The sequence below is a fragment of the Arthrobacter senegalensis genome, assembly GCF_059091765.1.
This window is the reverse complement of record NZ_JBNHGZ010000004.1, coordinates 66,773-85,055: the sequence shown is the minus strand read 5'-3', so window position 1 is coordinate 85,055 and position 18,283 is coordinate 66,773. Positions and strand designations below refer to the sequence as shown.

The window sequence follows — 18,283 nt, the reverse complement described above, 5'->3', positions numbered from 1 at the left end:
CCCGGCGGGAAGGGGATAATGAAACCTGATCAGCAACTGCCTACCGGCACATGGAGGACGTTTTGACCTCGGTCAATCTTGGAATGCCAGCTTCACCACCGCCAGTCCTGGCGCCGCGCCGCAAGACCCGGCAGATCAAGGTCGGCTCCGTCGGGGTCGGGTCGGACTCGCCCATCAGCGTGCAGTCGATGACCACCACGCCCACCACGGATATCAACGCGACGCTGCAGCAGATTGCCGAGCTGACGGCCTCCGGTTGCGACATTGTCCGGGTGGCCTGCCCCAGCGCCGACGACGCCGAGGCCCTGCCGATCATCGCCAAGAAGTCACAGATTCCGGTGATCGCGGACATCCACTTCCAGCCCAAGTACGTCTTCGCCGCCATCGACGCCGGCTGCGCCGCCGTCCGCGTGAATCCGGGCAACATCCGCAAATTCGACGACCAGGTCAAGGAGATCGCCGAGGCAGCCAAGGCCGCCGGCACCTCCATCCGGATCGGCGTCAACGCCGGCTCCCTGGACCCGCGGCTGATGCAGAAGTACGGCAAGGCGACCCCGGAGGCGCTGGTCGAATCCGCCGTCTGGGAGGCGTCGCTGTTCGAAGAACACGACTTCCACGACTTCAAGATCTCGGTCAAGCACAACGACCCGGTGGTCATGGTCCGCGCCTACGAACTGCTGGCCGAACGCGGCGACTGGCCGCTGCACCTCGGTGTCACCGAGGCCGGTCCGGCCTTCCAGGGCACCATCAAGTCGGCCACCGCCTTCGGGGCGCTGCTCTCGAAGGGGATTGGGGACACTATCCGCGTGTCCCTGTCCGCCCCGCCGGTGGAAGAGATCAAGGTCGGCCTGCAGATCCTGCAGTCGCTCAACCTGCGGGAACGCAAACTGGAAATCGTTTCCTGTCCCTCCTGCGGGCGCGCCCAGGTGGACGTGTACAAGCTGGCCGACGAAGTCACCGCCGGGCTGGAAGGCATGGAGGTGCCGCTGCGCGTCGCCGTGATGGGCTGCGTCGTGAACGGACCGGGCGAAGCCCGCGAAGCCGACCTGGGTGTAGCCTCCGGCAACGGGAAGGGCCAGATCTTCGTGAAGGGCCAGGTCATCAAGACGGTCCCCGAAGACCAGATTGTGGAAACGCTGATCGAAGAAGCATTGAGGATTGCCGAGGAGATGGGTGACTCCGATGGCGAGAATGCTGTCAAGGGTAGCCCCGTGGTTAACGTCAGCTAGCCGTGACGCGGCGGGTGCGGCAGGGGCCGTGCCCGCCGATCCGCATGCCGGAATACGGCCGCTGGCGGATGCGGATACCGCAGACCTTTGGGCGCTGGTACGCGCCGACCCGGTGGCCAACGTCTTCCTCGCCGCCCACCTGGAGACCGCCGGGACCGCCGGCCCCACCCCCTCCGGTGCCCACATCCTGGGAATGTACGACGACGGCGTCCTCACCGGGGCCTGCTGGGCGGGCGTGAACGTGGTCCCGTCCGGGCTGGATGCCGAACAGGGAGCCAGGCTGGGCGCCCACCTGGCCGCCGGCGGGCGGCGCATGTCCTCCATCTTCGGGCCCGCCGAGGGGGTGCTCGGCATCTGGTCTTCGTACCGGACCGCCCATCCGCGGGCCTTCGACGTCCGGCCCAACCAGCCCCTGATGGAGCTGCGCGGAACTCCCGCCGTGCCCGCGGACCCGCAGGTCCGGTTCTCCACCGACGACGACTTTGAGGTGCTGGTGCCCGCCTGCGTCGCGATGTTCGAGGAGGAAGTCGGGTACTCGCCGCTGATCGGCGGGGGCCAGCACTACCGGCAGCGCGTGGCCACCCTGATCGGGAAGGGACACTCGCTGATCCGCCGGGACGGCCAGGGGCAGGTCGTCTTCAAGGCAGAACTGGGCAACGTGAGCGCCGACGCGGTGCAGATCCAGGGCGTCTGGGTGAACCCCGCCTACCGCGGCCGCGGGCTGGCAGCCGGCTGTATGGCAGCCGTCGTCGAGTTGTCCCGCAAGTACGCGCCGGTCGCCAGCCTCTACGTCAACGATTACAACCACCGGGCCATGGCCGCCTACGCCGCGGTCGGCTTCCGGCAGGTCGGCACCTTCGCCACCGTCTTGTTTTAGGCGGGGGAGGTGCCCGGAAGCATGCCGTGTCCACCCTTCACGCGCTCCGCCGGCGCAGCGTCAGTGACGCGAGCAGCAGTCCCACGATGACGCAGCCGGCCGCAACCGCCAAGTCGAACCACAGGTCCCCGGTGGCTTCGGCGTGGGCCGCGATCTGCTGCAGCGCATCCACGGTGTAGGTCAACGGCATGGCGTTCGCTACGGCCTCCAGCCAGTCGGACAGCTGCTCCCTGGGCACAAACAGGCCGCAGAGCAGGATCTGCGGGACCACCACTACCGGCATGAACTGCACCGCTTGGAACTCCGTACGGGCGAAGGCCGAACAAAAGAGTCCCAGCGCCACTCCCAGAACCGCGTTGACGACGGCGACCATCACCACCAGCGCCCCGTTGCCTTCGATGTCGAGACCGAAAACCAGGTAGGCCACCGCCGTCGTCACCGTGGCCTGGAGGGCGGCCATCAGCCCGAACGCCAGGGCGTAGCCGAAGAGGAGGTCGGTCTTGTTAATCGGCGTCGACAGGACGCGTTCCAGGGTGCCGGTGGTCCGTTCGCGGAGCATGGTGATGGAGGTGATCAGGAACATGACGACAAACGGGAAGATCGCCAGCATCATCGGGCCCACCCGGTCGAAGGTGCGCGGCGCACCGGGCGGCAGGGCCTCATTGTCGAACAGCAGGTAGACCACGCCGAGCAGGATGCCGGGAACCACGACGATCAGCGCGATGCTGCGCGGATCGTGGCGCAGCTGGGCCAGCACACGCCGCGCGGTGGCCAGCGTCATCGATGCGTTCATGCCGCCGCCTCCCGGCTCCGGATCATGTGGAGGAAAGCCTTTTCCAGGTCCACCGTGCCGCCGCGCTCGGCCAGCTCCGCCGGCGTGAGCTGGGCCAGGAGGGAGCCGTCGCGCAGCAGCAACAGATCATCGCAGTGAGAGGCCTCTTCCATGACGTGGCTCGAAACCAGCAGGGTGGTGCCCGCCGCAGCAAGGGCCGCGAAATGATCCCAGAGCTCCACGCGCAGGACGGGATCGAGGCCGACGGTCGGTTCGTCGAGCACAAGCAGGTTGGGCCTGCCCACCAAAGCGCATGCCAGCGATACCCGGCTGAACTGGCCGCCGGAGAGGTCCGCGGTCTTACGCCCCGCCTCCCCGGCAAGTCCCACGGAATCCAGGGCTTCGTCCACTTCGGACGCGGACCGGCCGTGCAGTGCGGCGAAGTATCGGACGTTTTCGCGGACCGAAAGATCGGGATACACGCTCGGGTCCTGGGTGACGTAGCCGATCCGGTGCCTGAGCTCGCGGTGTCCCGCGGGCAGCCCCAGGACGGTGACCGTCCCGCCAGCCGTTTTCTGCACCCCGACGATGGCCCGCATCAGCGTGGTCTTGCCGCTGCCCGAAGGCCCCAGCAGGCCGGTGATGGTTCCGGGGGAGACTTCGCAGTTGATGGCGGACAGGACGGGCTTACGGGCACGGACCACCGTGAGCCCTGCGACGGATACGGCCGGCGCCACGGGCGCCGCCGGGTGCGGCATCCTCTCCGCCTCCCTCCTTTACTGGTTCGGTGACATCAACCTAGACCCGTCGCAAGGGTGCGTCCAGACGCTCTGGCGGCCGCTGCCTGGCCAACCCCTCGGGCTGTCGCTGGCACGCGCGCGGAGCCAGTAGATTAGAAGGCAGTTGAATTTCGCGGGCCGCTGCCGGCCCAACCCTTGAGAAACGGATTCCTGCAGTGGTTCTTCGCCTGTCCAGCATGTTCCTGCGCACCCTGCGCGATGACCCGGTCGACGCCGAAGTTGCCAGCCACAAGCTGCTGGTGCGCGCCGGCTACATCCGCCGCGCCGCCCCCGGTATCTACTCCTGGCTGCCGCTGGGCCTGAAGGTGCTGGCCAAGGTGGAGGCCGTGGTCCGCGAGGAGATGAACGCCATCGGCGCCCAGGAAGTCCATTTCCCGGCGCTGCTGCCGCGCGAACCGTACGAGGCGACCAATCGCTGGACCGAGTACGGCGACGGGTTGTTCCGCCTGCAGGACCGCAAGGGTGCCGACTACCTGTTGGCCCCCACGCACGAGGAAATGTTCACCCTGCTGGTCAAGGATTTGTACTCCTCGTACAAGGACCTGCCGGTGACGCTGTACCAAATCCAGAACAAGTACCGCGACGAGGCCCGCCCGCGCGCCGGGCTGCTGCGCGGCCGCGAATTCATCATGAAGGACTCCTACTCCTTCGACGTCGACGACGAGGGCCTGGACGTCAGCTATGACGCGCACCGGCGCGCCTACCTGCGGATCTTCAAGCGCCTGGGCTTGGAAGTGGTGACCGTCAAGGCCACGTCCGGCGCCATGGGCGGGTCGAAGAGCGAGGAGTTCCTGCATCCCACCGAGATCGGCGAGGACACCTTCGTGCGTTCGCCCGGCGGCTACGCCGCCAACGTGGAGGCCGTCACCACCGTCGCACCGGAGCCGGTGGACTACGCCGACGCCCCGGCCGCCGAAGTCAAGGACACCCCTGACACCCCCACGATCGACACCCTGGTGGCCGCGGCCAACCAGCTGGCACCGCGCGCGGACGGGGAGTGGACCGCCGCGGACACGTTGAAGAACGTCGTCCTGGCCATCAAGCTGCCCACCGGAGAGCGGAGCCTGGTGGTCATTGGCGTACCGGGCGACCGCGCCGTCGACCTCAAGCGCGTCGAGGCGAACATCGGTGCCTTCCTCCCGGTGGGCGGCGAAGTCGAGGTCGAGGCGGCCACCGAGGAAGACATGAAGAAGCATCCGGGCCTGGTCAGGGGCTACATCGGTCCCGGCGAGAGCCTGGACGCGGCGGTCCTCGGGACCGAGTCGGCCACGGGCCTGCTCTACCTCGTGGATCCCCGGGTGGTGCCCGGCACGCGCTGGATCACTGGCGCGAACGAGGACGGCAAGCACGTGTTCGGTCTGGTCGCCGGACGCGACTTCGGCTGGGACGGCGTCGTAGAGTCGGTCGAGGTCCGCGAAGGGGACCCCGCGCCGGACGGCTCCGGTCCGCTGGAGGCGGCCCGCGGCATCGAAATGGGCCACATCTTCCAGCTGGGCCGCAAATACGCCGAGGCCCTGGGCCTGCAGGTGCTGGACCGCAACGGCAAGCTGGCCACGGTGACCATGGGCTCCTACGGCGTGGGCGTCACCCGTGCGGTGGCCGCACTCGCCGAGGCCTATCACGACGACAAGGGCCTGGCCTGGCCGCGCAACGTGGCCCCGGCCGACGTCCACATCGTTGCCACCGGGAAGGGCACGGAAATTTTTGAGGCAGCCAACAGGCTGGCCGAGGAACTGTCCGCCGCCGGCGTCGATGTCATCTACGACGACCGGCCCAAGGTCTCTCCGGGCGTGAAGTTCTCCGACGCCGAACTCATCGGGGTGCCCACCATCGTGGTGGTTGGCCGCGGGCTGGCCGACGGCGTGGTCGAAGTCAAGGACAGGGCCACCGGGCAGGCCGAAAACGTGCCGCTGGCCGAGGCCGCCGGGCAGTTGGCGGCCCTGGCCGGGAGGTGAGCTCCGGACTCGAGGAACTGCAGCTGGCCACCCTCGCCCTCGTGGTCGTGGGTGGCTTTGCCGCCGGCTGGGTGGACGCCGTGGTGGGCGGCGGCGGCCTGCTCCAGTTGCCCGTGCTGCTGCTGGTCCCCGGCATCAGCCCGGTGCAGGCACTGGCCACCAACAAGATGGGCTCCATCTTCGGCACCACCACCAGCGCGGTGACCTATTACCGCAGGGCGCACCCGGACCTGAAAACCGCGCTGCCAATGGCCGGCGTCGCGCTGGCGGGAAGCTTCGGCGGGGCGATCGTGGCCACCGTGCTGCCCGCCGAGGTGTTTAAGCCGATCATCGTCGTCGCCCTGATCGCGGTGGCCGTCTTTACCGCGCTCCGTCCGACGGCGGGATCGTTGACCCGGCTGCGGTACAAGGGCGCCCGGCACCTCGGCGCGGCCGCCGGAATCGGGCTGGTCATTGGCTTCTACGACGGCCTGATCGGTCCCGGCACCGGCTCGTTCCTGATCATCGCGATGGTGGCGCTGCTCGGCTACAACTTCTTGGCTGCCAGCGCGAAGGCCAAGATCGTGAACATGGCCACCAACCTGGGCGCCCTGGCCTTTTTCCTGCCCAGCGGGGCGCTGCTGTGGGGGCTCGGGCTGGTGCTCGGCGTCGCCAACATGGCCGGCGGTTACGTCGGTGCACGGATGGCCGTCTCACAGGGCAGCAAGTTCATCCGCGTGGTCTTCCTGGCCGTGGTCGCGGCCCTGATCCTCAAGCTTGGCTACGACGTGTTGCAGGAGAACGTGCTGGGCCGCTGATCCGGACCGGAGGGGGCGGCCAGCTGCCCCCTCGTCACGAGCCGGTGGCGGGCGCGGCCAGCAGTTCGTCGTCCAGTCCCGGGGCGGGCGACACGACGCCGGTCGAGGCCGCCAGCTCCGCCGTGGCGGTGGCGAGGCCGGACACCGCGTGCTCCCGCACCCTCCCGCTGCTGAGCGCGACCAGGTCGGCCAGCGGCCGGAGGGCGGCCTCCTCGGCGCCCTGCAGCGCCGGCAGCGGATCGGCCGCGAAGTCGCTGCCCAGGGCATACGCCGGCTCCGGCAGCGGCAGGGCCAGGCATTCGGCCGCCGCCACCGCCCGCCAGTTCCCGGCGGCGTCGGCATGCGCCGCGAGGCGCTCGGCGGCGACCGCGCGTTCGGCGCCGGCGAGGCGCGGCAGCACCGTTTCATAGGCGTAGGCCAGGCGCTCGTGACTACGCACGACGGCGGCCAAGGCCTCCTCCGTCGTCGGCGCGCCGGGCGACGGCGACCGGGGCGCGTCCCCCGCCGGAGCGGAAGGGGCGGCGCAGCCGGGGGAGGCGGGCGGTATCTCCGGGGCTTCCCACGGCGCAGCCACTTCCGCCCCGCCGGCCAAAACCTGCGCCTGGGCGAACACCGCGGAGCCGACCGACGCCAGCAGCCGGGCCAGCCCCGGGTCCGTCTCCTGGGCGTCGGCCAGCAGGTCGCCGGCGAGCCCGGCCAGCTCCCCGGGGCCGGGTGGCCTTACGGCCGGGGCCGGGCTGCCGCCCAAGCCGGCGGGGGACGACGGGGCCGCGGTGTCCGGCGCGGCAGGGGACCCGGACGGCCACGACGTGGTCAGCCTCAGCAGGTCCGCCTGGGTCCGGAGCAGTTCGGCGGTGGGGGAGGCGCCGTCGTCGTCGTGTTCCTCGAAGGCCGAGGCCAGGCCTTCCAGGCCGTCCAGAGCGTCGAGGCGGGCTTGCTCGGTGGTGCTGGGGGGCGGGGCGGGCTCGGTGATGCTCGCCACCACGGTGCCGGTGCTGACCACAATCGCCGCGGTGAGCAACAGCAGCGGCGCCCGGCGCCACGCCCGGGATGGCGCGGTCTGGTTGCCGCCGCGGCGCCTTGAAGTAGATCCCACAACTGAAGATGATGTCACGGCTTCGGCGTCCGCCGCACCGGCGTAGGCCGGGAACTGGCCGCGGGGAGGCCACCGGTGACGGTAAAGTCGCTAGTCTAGAAGCGAGACTTACCGAAACAGGGAGGCAGTATGGCCCAGCGGCGCGATCACAGCGGCGTGCCCACTACCGGAGGGACATCCGGTACCGACACGTCCGCGGAGGCCGCACGCCTGAAAGAGCTGCTGGAACCGTCCGTGGCCGCGCACGAGTTGTTCCTCGAGGATGTGGAAATCCGCCACGCCGGATCACAGCGCATCGTCCACGTCGTCGTGGACCTGCCCGAGGACCAGACCGGCGGCGTAGGGCTCGATGCCATCGCCGAGGTGTCGCAGGCCCTCTCCAAGACGCTGGATGAGGATCCGCGCGACGACGGCCGCGCCTACAGCCTGGAGGTATCCTCGCCGGGGCTCAGCCGGCCGCTCACCCAGCTGCGCCACTGGCGCCGGAACGTGGGCCGGCTGGTCAAGGTCAAGCTGGTCGCCGGCGACGATGTTGCCGGCCGCCTGCTGGAGGTCGGCGAGGCCGGCGTGACCGTGCGGCCGGAAGAAGCGCCGAAGAAGGGCATGAAGCCCCGTCCCGGCGAACCGGTCCACCTGGACTTTACGAACATCCGCTCCGGCAAGGTCGAAGTGGAGTTCGCCCCGGTAGACGACGACACGATTGCCGCCGCCGACGGCGAGCTGGAGAACGAGGAGGAGGCCTGAGATGGATATCGATATGAGCGCCCTGCGGCTGCTGGAGCGCGAACGCGAAATTCCGCTGGACCTGCTGATCCCCACGATCGAGCAGGCCCTGCTGGTGGCCTATCACAAGTCCCCCGGTTCCATCGACCAGGCCCGGGCCGAGCTGGACCGCAAGAGCGGCCACGTCACCATCTGGGCGGCCGAGGTGGACGACGACGGCACCGTGATCGGCGAGTTTGACGACACGCCCAGCGGGTTCGGCCGGATCGCGGCCAGCACGGCACGCCAGATCATCCTCCAACGGCTGCGCGACGCCGAGGACGATAACGTCTTGGGTGCCTTCCGCGGCAAGGAGGGGGAGCTGGTGTCCGGCTTGATCCAGCAGGGGCACAACCCCCACATGGTCCAGGTGGACCTGGGCACGGTGGAGGCGTTGCTGCCGCCGCCCGAACAGGTCCCGGGGGAGAGCTACGTGCACGGCACGCGCCTGCGCGCCTATGTGGTGGACGTCCACCGCGGCATGAAGGGCCCCTCGATCACCCTGTCCCGTTCCCATCCCGGCCTGGTGCGCAAGCTCTTCGAACTGGAAGTACCCGAGATCGCGGACAAGAGCGTGGAGATTGTTGCCCTGGCGCGGGAGGCCGGCCACCGGACGAAGATCGCAGTCAAGGCCAACGTGCCCGGACTCAATGCCAAGGGTGCCTGCATCGGCGAAATGGGTTCCCGCGTGCGGGCCGTCATGACCGAGCTGCACGACGAAAAGATCGACATCGTCGACTTCAGCGAGGATCCGGCGACGTTCATCGCCAGCGCGCTCTCGCCGTCGCGGGTCAGCTCCGTGACCATCACCGACCCGGAGACGCGTTCCGCCCGGGTCGTGGTGCCGGATTACCAGCTGTCGCTGGCGATCGGCAAGGAAGGGCAAAACGCCCGGCTTGCGGCAAAACTGACGGGCTGGCGGATCGATATCGTGTCCGACGCAGCCATGGCCCAATAGCGCGCAAGAAGCAAAAACCACGCCCGGTTTCGGGCCTGCAACACGCCCGGTTCGTTGGCCGGGCACTGGAAGCGGTAGAATATCCATGGCCGGGTTTCCCGACAGTCAAAAGCCCTTGCAGGCGCACGCCCAGGCGGCCACGCCGCCCCAGCGGACCTGCATAGGCTGCCGGCGCCGGGAAGACCAGGCCGTTCTGCTGCGGCTGGCAGTCGAAGAAGTCGACGGTGTTCCCACCGTCGTCGTCGATCCGGGCCGCCGCAGGCCTGGACGCGGTGCCTGGATGCACCGCGGACCGGATTGCATGGAACTGGCTTTGAAACGGCATGCCTTCGGCAGGGCCTTCCGGGCCACTGTTGACAGCAGCACTGTTGCAGACCAGTTCCGTGCTGACGACGAGGCGGCCACCGCGGCCGGCCCCGTCACCCCAACCGTCCAACCTGAAAGCGGGTCAGAAAACTGATGGAAACCCGATGAGTGCCAAGTGATGAGTACTTCATTGTGCTCCGCCCGCGGCCTTTCAGCCCATTCTGCTGAAAGCCGCAGCAAGAATTAGACGGTTCGTGCCCGGCAGACCTGCCTCGTGCGGACCGAGACAGGAGAAATGTGGCCAAGGTCCGCGTACACGAGCTCGCAAAAGAGCTCGGTATTACCTCGAAAGATGCAGTATCCAAACTGCAGGAGCTGGGCGAATTCGTCCGCTCAGCGTCATCGACCATTGAGGCACCCGTCGTGAAGAAGCTTCGCGACGCGTTCCCCGCCGCCGCCCCGAAGGGTGAACAGGCGGCCCCCAAGACAGCACCCAAGGCAGCAGCGCCCAAGCCGGGAGCGAAGCCCGCTCCCAGCGCCCCGGCCGCCCCGGCTCCGGCCGCCCCGGCTCCGGCCGCGGAGGCCACCAAGCCGTCGCCTGCCGCCCCGGCAGCACCGGCTCCTGCCGCTCCGGCAGCTCCGGCAGCGGAAGCGGCGCCGCAGCGCGCAGAAGCACCGGCTGCCAAGCCGGGATCGGCAGCTCCGCGCCCCGGCGGTCCCGCCCCGGCCCGCCCCGGTGCCCCGCGCCCCGGTGGCCCGCGCCCCGGCAACAACCCCTTCGCCACGTCCCAGGGCATGCCCCGCGGCCGCGGCGACCGTGACGCCGAGCGTGCTCCGCGTCCGGGCAACAACCCCTTTGCAACCTCGCAGGGCATGCCCCGCCCGGGCGGCCCGCGTCCACCGGCAGCCGGCCAGGGCGGTCCCCGTCCTGCCGCACCGCGTCCCGGCGCTGCACCGCGTCCGGGTGCTCCCGCGCGGCCGGGCGCACCTCGTCCCGGCGCACCGCGTCCGGGCGGTGCCCGTCCTACGCCGGGCATGATGCCCAACCGCACCGAGCGCCCGGCTCCGGCCGGCCGCGGCGGCGGCGCTCCCGGACGTCCGGGCGCTCCGGCCCGCCCCGGAGCCGGCGGACCGGCACCGGCCGGCGGCGGTTTCGGCAAGGGCGGCCGCGGACGCGGCGGTACCCAGGGTGCCTTCGGCAAGGGAGGCGCCGGACGCGGCAAGCAGCGCAAGTCCAAGCGCGCCAAGCGCCAGGAACTGGAGCAGATGAGCGCACCGTCGCTGGGCGGCGTCTCGGTACCCCGCGGCGACGGCAGCACCGTTGTCCGGCTGCGCCGCGGCTCCTCCATCACCGACTTCGCCGACAAGATCGAGGCGAATCCGGCAGCGCTGGTGACCGTGCTGTTCCACCTCGGCGAGATGGCCACCGCCACGCAGTCGCTGGACGAGGACACCTTCGAGCTGCTCGGTGTTGAACTGGGCTACAAGATCCAGGTTGTCTCCCCGGAGGACGAAGAGCGCGAACTGCTTGACTCGTTCGACATCGACCTCGACGCCGAACTCGAGGCAGAGGGCGAAGCCGACCTCGAGCGGCGCCCCGCCGTCGTGACGGTCATGGGCCACGTGGACCACGGTAAGACCCGCCTGCTGGACGCCATCCGCAACACCCGGGTGGGCGAAGGCGAACACGGCGGCATTACCCAGCACATCGGTGCCTACCAGATCGACTTCCAGCACGATGACCGGGACCGGAAGATCACCTTCATCGACACCCCGGGCCACGAGGCGTTCACCGCCATGCGTGCCCGTGGCGCGAAGGTCACCGACATCGCCATCCTGGTGGTGGCCGCGGACGACGGTGTCATGCCGCAGACCGTTGAAGCGCTGAACCACGCGCAGGCTGCCGGCGTGCCCATCGTCGTCGCCGTGAACAAGATCGACAAGGAAGGCGCCAACCCGGAGAAGATCCGCGGCCAGCTGACCGAGTACGGCCTCGTTCCGGAGGAATACGGCGGCGACACCATGTTCGTGGACGTCTCGGCACGCGAGGGCCTGCACATCGAGGATCTCCTCTCGGCCGTGCTGCTGACCGCCGACGCCGCCCTGGACCTGCGGGCCAACCCGAACAAGGACGCCCGCGGCATCGCGATCGAGGCGAACCTGGACAAGGGCCGCGGCGCAGTGGCGACCGTGCTGGTCCAGTCCGGAACGCTGCGGGTGGGCGACGCCATCGTCACCGGCAGCGCGCACGGCCGCGTCCGTGCCATGTTCGATGAAGACGGCGCATCCGTCACCGAGGCCGAACCGTCGCGTCCGGTCCAGGTGCTGGGTCTGTCCACCGTCCCGCGCGCCGGCGACACCTTCCTGGTGACCGACGACGAGCGGACCGCCCGCCAGATCGCCGAGAAGCGTGAAGCCGCGGACCGCAACGCAGCCCTGGCTAAGCGCCGCAAGCGCATCAGCCTCGAGGACTTCGACAAGGCCGTGGCCGAGGGCAAGGTCGACACCCTCAACCTCATCCTCAAGGGCGACGTGTCCGGTGCCGTGGAGGCGCTGGAAGACTCGCTGCTCAAGATCGATGTGGGCGAGGATGTCCAGCTGCGCGTTATCCACCGCGGTGTCGGTGCCATCACGCAGAACGACGTCAACCTGGCCACCGTGGACAATGCCATCATCATCGGCTTCAACGTCAAGCCGGCCGAGCGGGTGGCCGAACTGGCCGACCGCGAGGGCGTGGACATGCGCTTCTACTCGGTCATCTACGCGGCGATCGATGACATCGAACTCGCGCTGAAGGGCATGCTGAAGCCGGAGTACGAAGAGGCACAGCTGGGCACGGCCGAAATCCGCGAGATCTTCCGTTCGTCCAAGTTCGGGAACATCGCCGGCTCCATCGTCCGCTCGGGCACGATCCGCCGCAATACCAAGGCGCGCGTCACCCGCGACGGCAAGGTCATCGGCGAGAACCTCACCGTTGACTCGCTCAAGCGGTTCAAGGACGACGCGACCGAGGTCCGCGAAGGATTCGAATGTGGCATCGGACTTGGGTCGTTCAACGACCTCAAGGAAGGCGACATCATCGAGACCTTCGAAATGCGCGAAAAGCCGCGCGTCTAGCAGTCGGCCTGCAGCGGGCGTCCGGTGGCATCGCCGCCGGGCGCCCGCTGTTCCGCCATCAACACGAGAATTTGAGGAGGGGTCATGGCAGACCCAGCACGCGCCGCCAAGATGGCCGACCGGATCAAAGTAGTGGTCGCCCAGGCGCTTGAGCGCCGGGTCAAGGATCCCCGTTTGGGATTTGTGACCATCACGGACGCCCGGGTGACCAACGACCTGCAGCACGCCACCGTCTACTACACGGTATTCGGCGACGCCGAAGAGCAGGACGGGACCCGCAAGGCACTGGAGTCCGCCAAGGGCGTCCTGCGGGCGGAAGTGGGCCGGAACATCACCGCCCGGCTCACACCCACGCTGGAATTCGTCGCGGACGAGATTCCGGTGAACGCCAGCCACTTGGAGGAGCTGTTGCGGGCCGCGAAGGCCAAGGACGCCGAGGTCGCGGCCCTGGCCGAAGGCGCCGCCTTTGCCGGCGAAGAGGACCCGTACCGCAAGCCCGAAGACGAGGACGAGGACGACGCCGGCCGCGGAACGCGTCCGGAATAGCGGCTTCCGCGCCCACTGACGTCCCGCTGCGGCCCACGGCCGTTGCTCCCGGGCGTGGGCCGCGCTGACCAACGACCGCTGCACGGCCCGACGGCCGTTGCACCAAAGGGCGGGCCACCTGCTGTGCGCAGGTGGCCCGCCCTTTTTCCGGTCCCGGCAGCCGCGGATCAGTGCAGCCGGATCTTAATGACCTTGCCGTCGGGAGGTGTCTTCCCGGTGAAGTCAGGGAGCGCATTCGTTGTGGCGTAGAGCCGGTCGCCGCGGATCTCCAGCGCACCCGGGGCAGTGGTCTCGAAGAACGTCCGCACCTTGTCGTGGCCCTTCTTCAGCACGGAGATCTTGTTGCCGAACATCTCGGCAATGTAGATGTCGCCGCGTGAGCTGACCGCCAGGTTGGTGGCGCCGGACAGGCCCCCCGCCAGCTGCACGACCTTCCCGGTGTGGGCATGGACCTTGAAGACGCGGCCGAGCGCGCCGATGCTCCCGTCTTCGGGACCGCCCGGCAGCGAGGTGACGTACAGCCAGCCGTGCCGGCCAAACTCAACGTCCGTAGGCACCGGCTCCAGGTAGTACTTCTGGCCGACCACGCAATCCGGCAGGCCCATGCCTGCCGCCAACGCAGCGGTGACCCGGAATGATGCCGGCGGCAGCACCGCAACCGTGCTGACCCGCTTGCTGTGCTTGTCGACCTTCAGGATGGCGTTGCCGCCGGCGTCGGCGACATAAATGCTGTTTCTGTTGGCGGCCGTGGCATAGGCGTTGGAGTCGACGTTGCCCTTGTACTTGGCCGGGATCCCCTCCGGAATCTTGTCCAGGCACTGCCGGTCCTTCACATGGCGGAAGCCGTAGGTGACGCGGCCGTCCGGGTTGTGCTTCTTCTCATAGGCCGCCACGTCGGCGATCTTCTGAGGCGCGGCCTCGTCGTCGTGCAGGTCCAACGACTTGATCCACTGCACGTTCGGCAGCCCGTCCATGCCGCCGGCACCGGTGCCCTCGGAGAAGTAGACCGTGTGCCTGTAGAGGGAGGCGGACGCGACCTGGGGTCCGCCGGAGCGGTACAGGACTTCGGGATCGCCATGGCGCTTGATCCGGTTCAGGACGCCGGCGAAGTTCTGTGTCACAAACAGGCCGTGCCGGCCGGCCGCAAGACTCAGCGGCGATTGCAGCCCCTCGGCCAGCACGGTCGCCGACGGAGGCTCCGGGCTCTCCCGGTGGGCCGATGACGGTGCCAGGCCGGTGCCGAACGCAAGTCCGAGCGCCAAAGGAAGGGCGAGATACAGCGATGGTTTTTTCACGATGAAGCTCCTGAAGAGAGCCGCGGGGCACCCCGGACGACTCGCAGGCCGGCGGAGTGGCCGGAGAACAAGGGCAAGTGATGCCGAAGAGGCGACTGTGCCGCTGGCCTGCTGAAATCCCTCGGAGGCCGCATCCACGGCACGCAGTGTGCCCAAAATATTGCAGCCCCCGGAGGCTGTCAACGATGCACGCTTTAAGCCCCGACCGGCCGTTTCCCCGGGACGCCATATACTGAAAGGCGTGACTTCTGGCCTGCTCCGTTCCGGATTGATACTCGTCGACAAGCCGCAGGGGTGGACCAGCCACGACGTTGTCGGCCGCATGCGCCGCCTGGCCGGAACGCGGAAGGTCGGCCACGCCGGCACCCTGGACCCCATGGCCACGGGCGTGCTGGTGGTCGGCGTCAATAAGGCCACCCGGCTGCTGACCTACATCGTCGGCGCCCCCAAGACGTATGACGCCACCATCCGGCTCGGCCAGTCCACGGTGACCGACGACGCCGAGGGCGACGTCACGGCGGAAACCATCGCCGCTGCCGTGACGGAACAGCAGATCAGGGACGGCGTCGCCGAACTGACCGGGGAGATCCTGCAGGTACCGAGCAGCGTCTCGGCCATCAAGGTCAACGGCCAGCGGTCCTACGCGCGCGTGCGCTCCGGACAGGACGTGGTGTTGGCCGCCCGGCCGGTCACGATCCACCGGTTCGAGGTCCACGGCATACGGCGCGGCCGGGGCGGGAAGGTGCAGGACGTGGACGTCACCGTCGAGTGCTCGTCGGGAACCTACATCCGGGCGCTGGCGCGCGATCTCGGGCAGCGGCTGGGCGTCGGCGGACACTTGACGGCCCTGCGCCGGACCCGGGTGGGTCCGTTCCGGATTGAAAACGCAGCCACGTTGGATGAACTGGCCGAAGACCTCCGGATGACGGGCCTCGACGAGGCCGCCCGCGTACTGTTCCCCGTCCGGGAACTCAGCGCCACCGAGGCCGACGACGTCTCACACGGCCGACGCATCCCGGCCGCCGGAGCACCCGGCGCGACGGCGGCGTTCGCCCCGGACGGATCGCTGGTGGCGCTGCTGGAAGACAACGATGCGCAAGCCAGGCCCCTGCTGGTGTTCGCACCGGGAAACGAGGCGGACGCACAGTGATCATCGACGGTTTTTTCATCGCCGGCACGGTGGTCACCCTGCTTGCCGCGGTCATCTGCGTGGTTGCCGCCCTCCTGAAACACGGTCCCAACGACGTCACGATTCTCTCGGTCGCCGCGGTGGAGCTGTTTCTGCTCGTCTACGGGGCGGCGGGTATCATCAGACAGGCTTCCGGTGAGCCCGTCAGCGGGGAAACCTGGGAATTTTGGGGCTACCTGATCACCGCCTTGCTGGTTCCGGTAGCAGCCTTCTGGTGGGCCATCATGGACCGCAGCCGGTGGAGCAACCTGGTGCTGGGGGCGGCAGGAATCACGGTATTCGTCATGCTGGTGAGAATGGAACAAATTTGGGACGGAGCGATCGCCGTATGAAACCCGGCCAGGAACAACAACGGGCAAGGCATACCCGGGATGTGAGCGCCGCCGCCGGCCGCGCCACCGGTCCCGGGCGCCTCCTGGTGGCGGTCTACGGGGTCTTCGCGCTCTCCGCCACCGCCCGGGCGGGCTATCAGATAGCGACCAAGTTCTCGGAAGCGCCGGTGGCCTACCTGCTCTCCGCCTTCGCCGCCGTCGTGTACATCCTGGCGACCGTTACGCTGGCCAGGTCCGGGACCCGCTCCTACTGGCTGTCGGTGGCCGCCGTGAGCATCGAACTCGTGGGAGTCCTGGCCGTCGGGCTGCTGAGCGTGCTGGATCCCCAGCTGCTTCCGCAGGACACGGTGTGGTCGGGCTTCGGCAAGGGATACGGATACGTCCCCCTGCTGCTGCCGGTCATCGGCCTGTGGTGGCTCTGGCGGCACCGGCCGGCGGCGGGCTCGAAGCCCCCCGGAGGTCGTCCATAATGGAAGGGGTCCCGGCGACGGGTCCGCACCCGCTGAAGGCCCCGATCGACGAGGAGTTTACTGTGCACTACTGGAAAGACCTGGCCGACGTACCCCGCGGCTATGGTCCGTCAGTGGTGACACTGGGAAATTTCGACGGCGTCCACCGCGGCCACCAGCAGGTGCTGCGCCGCCTGGTGGAGACCGCGTCCGCCCGCGGGACGCGGGCGGTGGCGATTTCTTTCGATCCGCATCCTTCCCAGGTCCACCGGCCGGACGCCGCCCCGCAGCTGATCATGGGACTGCAGGACCGGGTCGAGGCGCTGGAGGCCAGCGGCCTGGACGGGCTGCTGATGATGACCTATACGCTGGAACTGGCCGGCGAAACCCCTGAGGAGTTCGTCCGCAAGGTCTTCGTGGAGACCCTCGGCGCCACCGCCGTCGTCATCGGCCACGACACGCGGTTCGGGAAGAACAACGCCGGCGACCTGAACACCATGCAGGAACTGGGCCGGCAGTTCGGCTTCACCGTCGAGGTCGTCGACGAATATGAAACCGATGCGGACCTCGGCGCCGCGGGCAGCGGCCGGCGCTACTCGTCGTCCTGGGTCCGGGAAGCCCTCGCCGCGGGGGATGTCGCCACGGCGGCGGAGGTGCTCGGACGCACCCACCGGATGCGCGGCGAAGTCGTGCACGGCGACGCCCGCGGCCGGGAACTGGGTTTTCCCACCGCGAACCTGTCCAAGCATGCAACGGGCATGATCCCCGGCGACGGCGTCTACGCCGGCTGGCTGGTGGACCAGCACGGCACCAGGTGGCCGGCCGCCATCTCGGTGGGCTCGAATCCGACCTTCGAGGGCGCCAGCCGCCGGGTCGAGGCGCACGTCATCGACCGGCCGCAGGAGGACACGGACGACTTCGATCTCTACGGGCAGCAGGTGGTGGTCGAGTTCGTGGAACGCCTGCGCGGCATGGTGGCCTACACCGGCCCCGAGGCCCTGATCGCCCAAATGCGCGACGACGTGGTGCGTACCCGAAGCCTGCTTTCGACAGACCAAGCCCGCAACAGGTAAACTGGCCGATGGATTCGGCTGCGGTCCGTGGCGGCTGTATCCCTCCGTGCTCTGCTGCCGGCAAGCCTCTGGCGGCCGGCGGAGACTGCGGAGCCCCCGGCAGCGAAGTGCTGACTCGGGCCTCACGGCACAACTTCTAGGAGTTACTGTGGCATTAGACGCCGCGCTCAAGCAGGAAATCATCAAGGAATACGCCACGCACGAGGGCGACACGGGTTCTCCCGAGGTTCAGATCGCTGTTCTGTCCCGTCGCATCTCCGACCTGACGGAACACCTGAAGATGCACAAGCACGACCACCACACCCGCCGGGGCCTCATGGCACTGGTCGGCCGCCGTCGTCGCATGCTCACCTACCTGCGTGACACCGACATCACGCGCTACCGTGCGCTCATCGAGCGCCTCGGCCTGCGCCGCTAGTCAGTGACGGAGGCGGCTCTTCCGTCCACTGCGACACGGGGACAGGAGAGCCGCCTTTTTCCTACCGCGCCGGTTTGCGGCGCGGCAGGAGCACGGCCGCCGGGAGACCGTCGGCCGACAACTACATCAACTGGAGACTTTCGGTATCGCGGCATTCGCGGTCCTCGGTAGTGGCTTCCGGGACGCCCTCAAAGGGTTTGCCCGTAGGTCTCGATCGAAGACCGGGTGGCGTACAGGCAGGCTGGCCGTGAAGCGGCCTCGCAGGTTTGGGCAGATACCGACGGCCTCCGCACTCGAAGAAACGGAGGTGGC

Annotated in this window: 18 protein-coding genes; 14 read left to right on the top strand and 4 right to left on the bottom strand. The window is 68.7% G+C overall.

The annotated features are described in order from the left end of the window. The first annotated feature begins 62 nt into the window (after window positions 1-62). Window positions 63-1,229 (top strand): flavodoxin-dependent (E)-4-hydroxy-3-methylbut-2-enyl-diphosphate synthase, encoded by a 1,167-nt coding sequence (gene ispG, locus AC5RVG_RS13330; protein WP_494002538.1) that lies wholly within the window; start codon window positions 63-65, stop codon window positions 1,227-1,229. 28 nt (window positions 1,230-1,257) lie between these two features. Then, window positions 1,258-2,106 (top strand): GNAT family N-acetyltransferase, encoded by an 849-nt coding sequence (locus AC5RVG_RS13325; RefSeq protein ID WP_494014195.1) that lies wholly within the window; start codon window positions 1,258-1,260, stop codon window positions 2,104-2,106. 37 nt (window positions 2,107-2,143) lie between these two features. Here AC5RVG_RS13325 and AC5RVG_RS13320 read toward each other — a convergent pair whose 3' ends face one another. Together AC5RVG_RS13320 and AC5RVG_RS13315 are read right to left on the bottom strand one after the other, a co-directional pair. Beyond that, window positions 2,144-2,899, bottom strand: a complete 756-nt coding sequence (locus tag AC5RVG_RS13320) for an ABC transporter permease (RefSeq protein WP_494014194.1) — start codon at window positions 2,897-2,899, stop codon at window positions 2,144-2,146. After that, a complete protein-coding gene (locus AC5RVG_RS13315) occupies window positions 2,896-3,636 on the bottom strand; it encodes an ABC transporter ATP-binding protein (protein WP_494014193.1) in 741 nt (246 codons plus the stop codon). Before AC5RVG_RS13315 ends, AC5RVG_RS13320 begins: the two co-directional genes overlap by 4 nt. Before the next feature lie 197 nt (window positions 3,637-3,833). Between AC5RVG_RS13315 and AC5RVG_RS13310 the strand changes: the two genes are divergently transcribed. Next, window positions 3,834-5,633, top strand: a complete 1,800-nt coding sequence (locus AC5RVG_RS13310; protein ID WP_494014192.1) for a proline--tRNA ligase — start codon at window positions 3,834-3,836, stop codon at window positions 5,631-5,633. Further along, window positions 5,630-6,430, top strand: coding sequence for a sulfite exporter TauE/SafE family protein (locus tag AC5RVG_RS13305; protein WP_494002431.1), 801 nt, complete (start codon window positions 5,630-5,632; stop codon window positions 6,428-6,430). Before AC5RVG_RS13310 ends, AC5RVG_RS13305 begins: the two co-directional genes overlap by 4 nt. A 34-nt stretch (window positions 6,431-6,464) precedes the next feature. Here AC5RVG_RS13305 and AC5RVG_RS13300 read toward each other — a convergent pair whose 3' ends face one another. Next, the gene (locus tag AC5RVG_RS13300) at window positions 6,465-7,526 is read right to left on the bottom strand and encodes a DUF4439 domain-containing protein (RefSeq protein WP_494014191.1); all 1,062 of its coding nucleotides are present in this window, start codon (window positions 7,524-7,526) and stop codon (window positions 6,465-6,467) included. 129 nt (window positions 7,527-7,655) lie between these two features. Here AC5RVG_RS13300 and rimP point away from each other — a divergent pair, with 129 nt between their 5' ends. From rimP to rbfA, 5 genes are all read left to right on the top strand, one after another. Further along, window positions 7,656-8,270 carry a ribosome maturation factor RimP gene (gene rimP / locus AC5RVG_RS13295; protein WP_494014190.1) on the top strand — a complete coding sequence of 205 codons (615 nt, stop codon included), beginning with the start codon at window positions 7,656-7,658 and terminating at the stop codon, window positions 8,268-8,270. A 1-nt stretch (window position 8,271) separates the two neighbouring features. After that, the gene (gene nusA, locus AC5RVG_RS13290) at window positions 8,272-9,246 is read left to right on the top strand and encodes a transcription termination factor NusA (RefSeq protein ID WP_494014189.1); all 975 of its coding nucleotides are present in this window, start codon (window positions 8,272-8,274) and stop codon (window positions 9,244-9,246) included. 85 nt (window positions 9,247-9,331) lie between these two features. After that, window positions 9,332-9,706, top strand: a complete 375-nt coding sequence (locus tag AC5RVG_RS13285; protein WP_494002427.1) for a YlxR family protein — start codon at window positions 9,332-9,334, stop codon at window positions 9,704-9,706. Window positions 9,707-9,849: 143 nt separating this feature from the next. Then, the gene (infB, locus tag AC5RVG_RS13280; RefSeq protein WP_494014188.1) at window positions 9,850-12,669 is read left to right on the top strand and encodes a translation initiation factor IF-2; all 2,820 of its coding nucleotides are present in this window, start codon (window positions 9,850-9,852) and stop codon (window positions 12,667-12,669) included. 84 nt (window positions 12,670-12,753) lie between these two features. After that, on the top strand, window positions 12,754-13,215 hold the full coding sequence (gene rbfA, locus AC5RVG_RS13275) for a 30S ribosome-binding factor RbfA (RefSeq protein WP_494014187.1): 462 nt from the start codon (window positions 12,754-12,756) through the stop codon (window positions 13,213-13,215). Between the two features lie 167 nt (window positions 13,216-13,382). On the opposite strand, the gene AC5RVG_RS13270 is transcribed toward rbfA, so the two are convergent. Further along, a complete protein-coding gene (locus tag AC5RVG_RS13270) occupies window positions 13,383-14,510 on the bottom strand; it encodes a ScyD/ScyE family protein (protein WP_494014186.1) in 1,128 nt (375 codons plus the stop codon). A gap of 241 nt (window positions 14,511-14,751) precedes the next feature. Between AC5RVG_RS13270 and truB the strand changes: the two genes are divergently transcribed. The 5 genes from truB (at window position 14,752) to rpsO (ending at window position 17,971) form a co-directional block, all read left to right on the top strand. Then, window positions 14,752-15,660 (top strand): tRNA pseudouridine(55) synthase TruB, encoded by a 909-nt coding sequence (gene truB, locus AC5RVG_RS13265; RefSeq protein WP_494014185.1) that lies wholly within the window; start codon window positions 14,752-14,754, stop codon window positions 15,658-15,660. Window positions 15,661-15,662: 2 nt separating this feature from the next. Further along, entirely contained in the window at window positions 15,663-16,031 is a 369-nt protein-coding gene (locus AC5RVG_RS13260) for a hypothetical protein (RefSeq protein WP_494014384.1), read from the top strand. After that, window positions 16,028-16,501, top strand: a complete 474-nt coding sequence (locus tag AC5RVG_RS13255) for a hypothetical protein (RefSeq protein ID WP_494014184.1) — start codon at window positions 16,028-16,030, stop codon at window positions 16,499-16,501. Before AC5RVG_RS13260 ends, AC5RVG_RS13255 begins: the two co-directional genes overlap by 4 nt. A 62-nt stretch (window positions 16,502-16,563) precedes the next feature. Further along, a complete protein-coding gene (locus AC5RVG_RS13250) occupies window positions 16,564-17,553 on the top strand; it encodes a bifunctional riboflavin kinase/FAD synthetase (RefSeq protein ID WP_494002536.1) in 990 nt (329 codons plus the stop codon). Between the two features lie 148 nt (window positions 17,554-17,701). Then, the gene (rpsO, locus tag AC5RVG_RS13245) at window positions 17,702-17,971 is read left to right on the top strand and encodes a 30S ribosomal protein S15 (protein ID WP_494002421.1); all 270 of its coding nucleotides are present in this window, start codon (window positions 17,702-17,704) and stop codon (window positions 17,969-17,971) included. Window positions 17,972-18,283 lie beyond the last annotated feature (312 nt).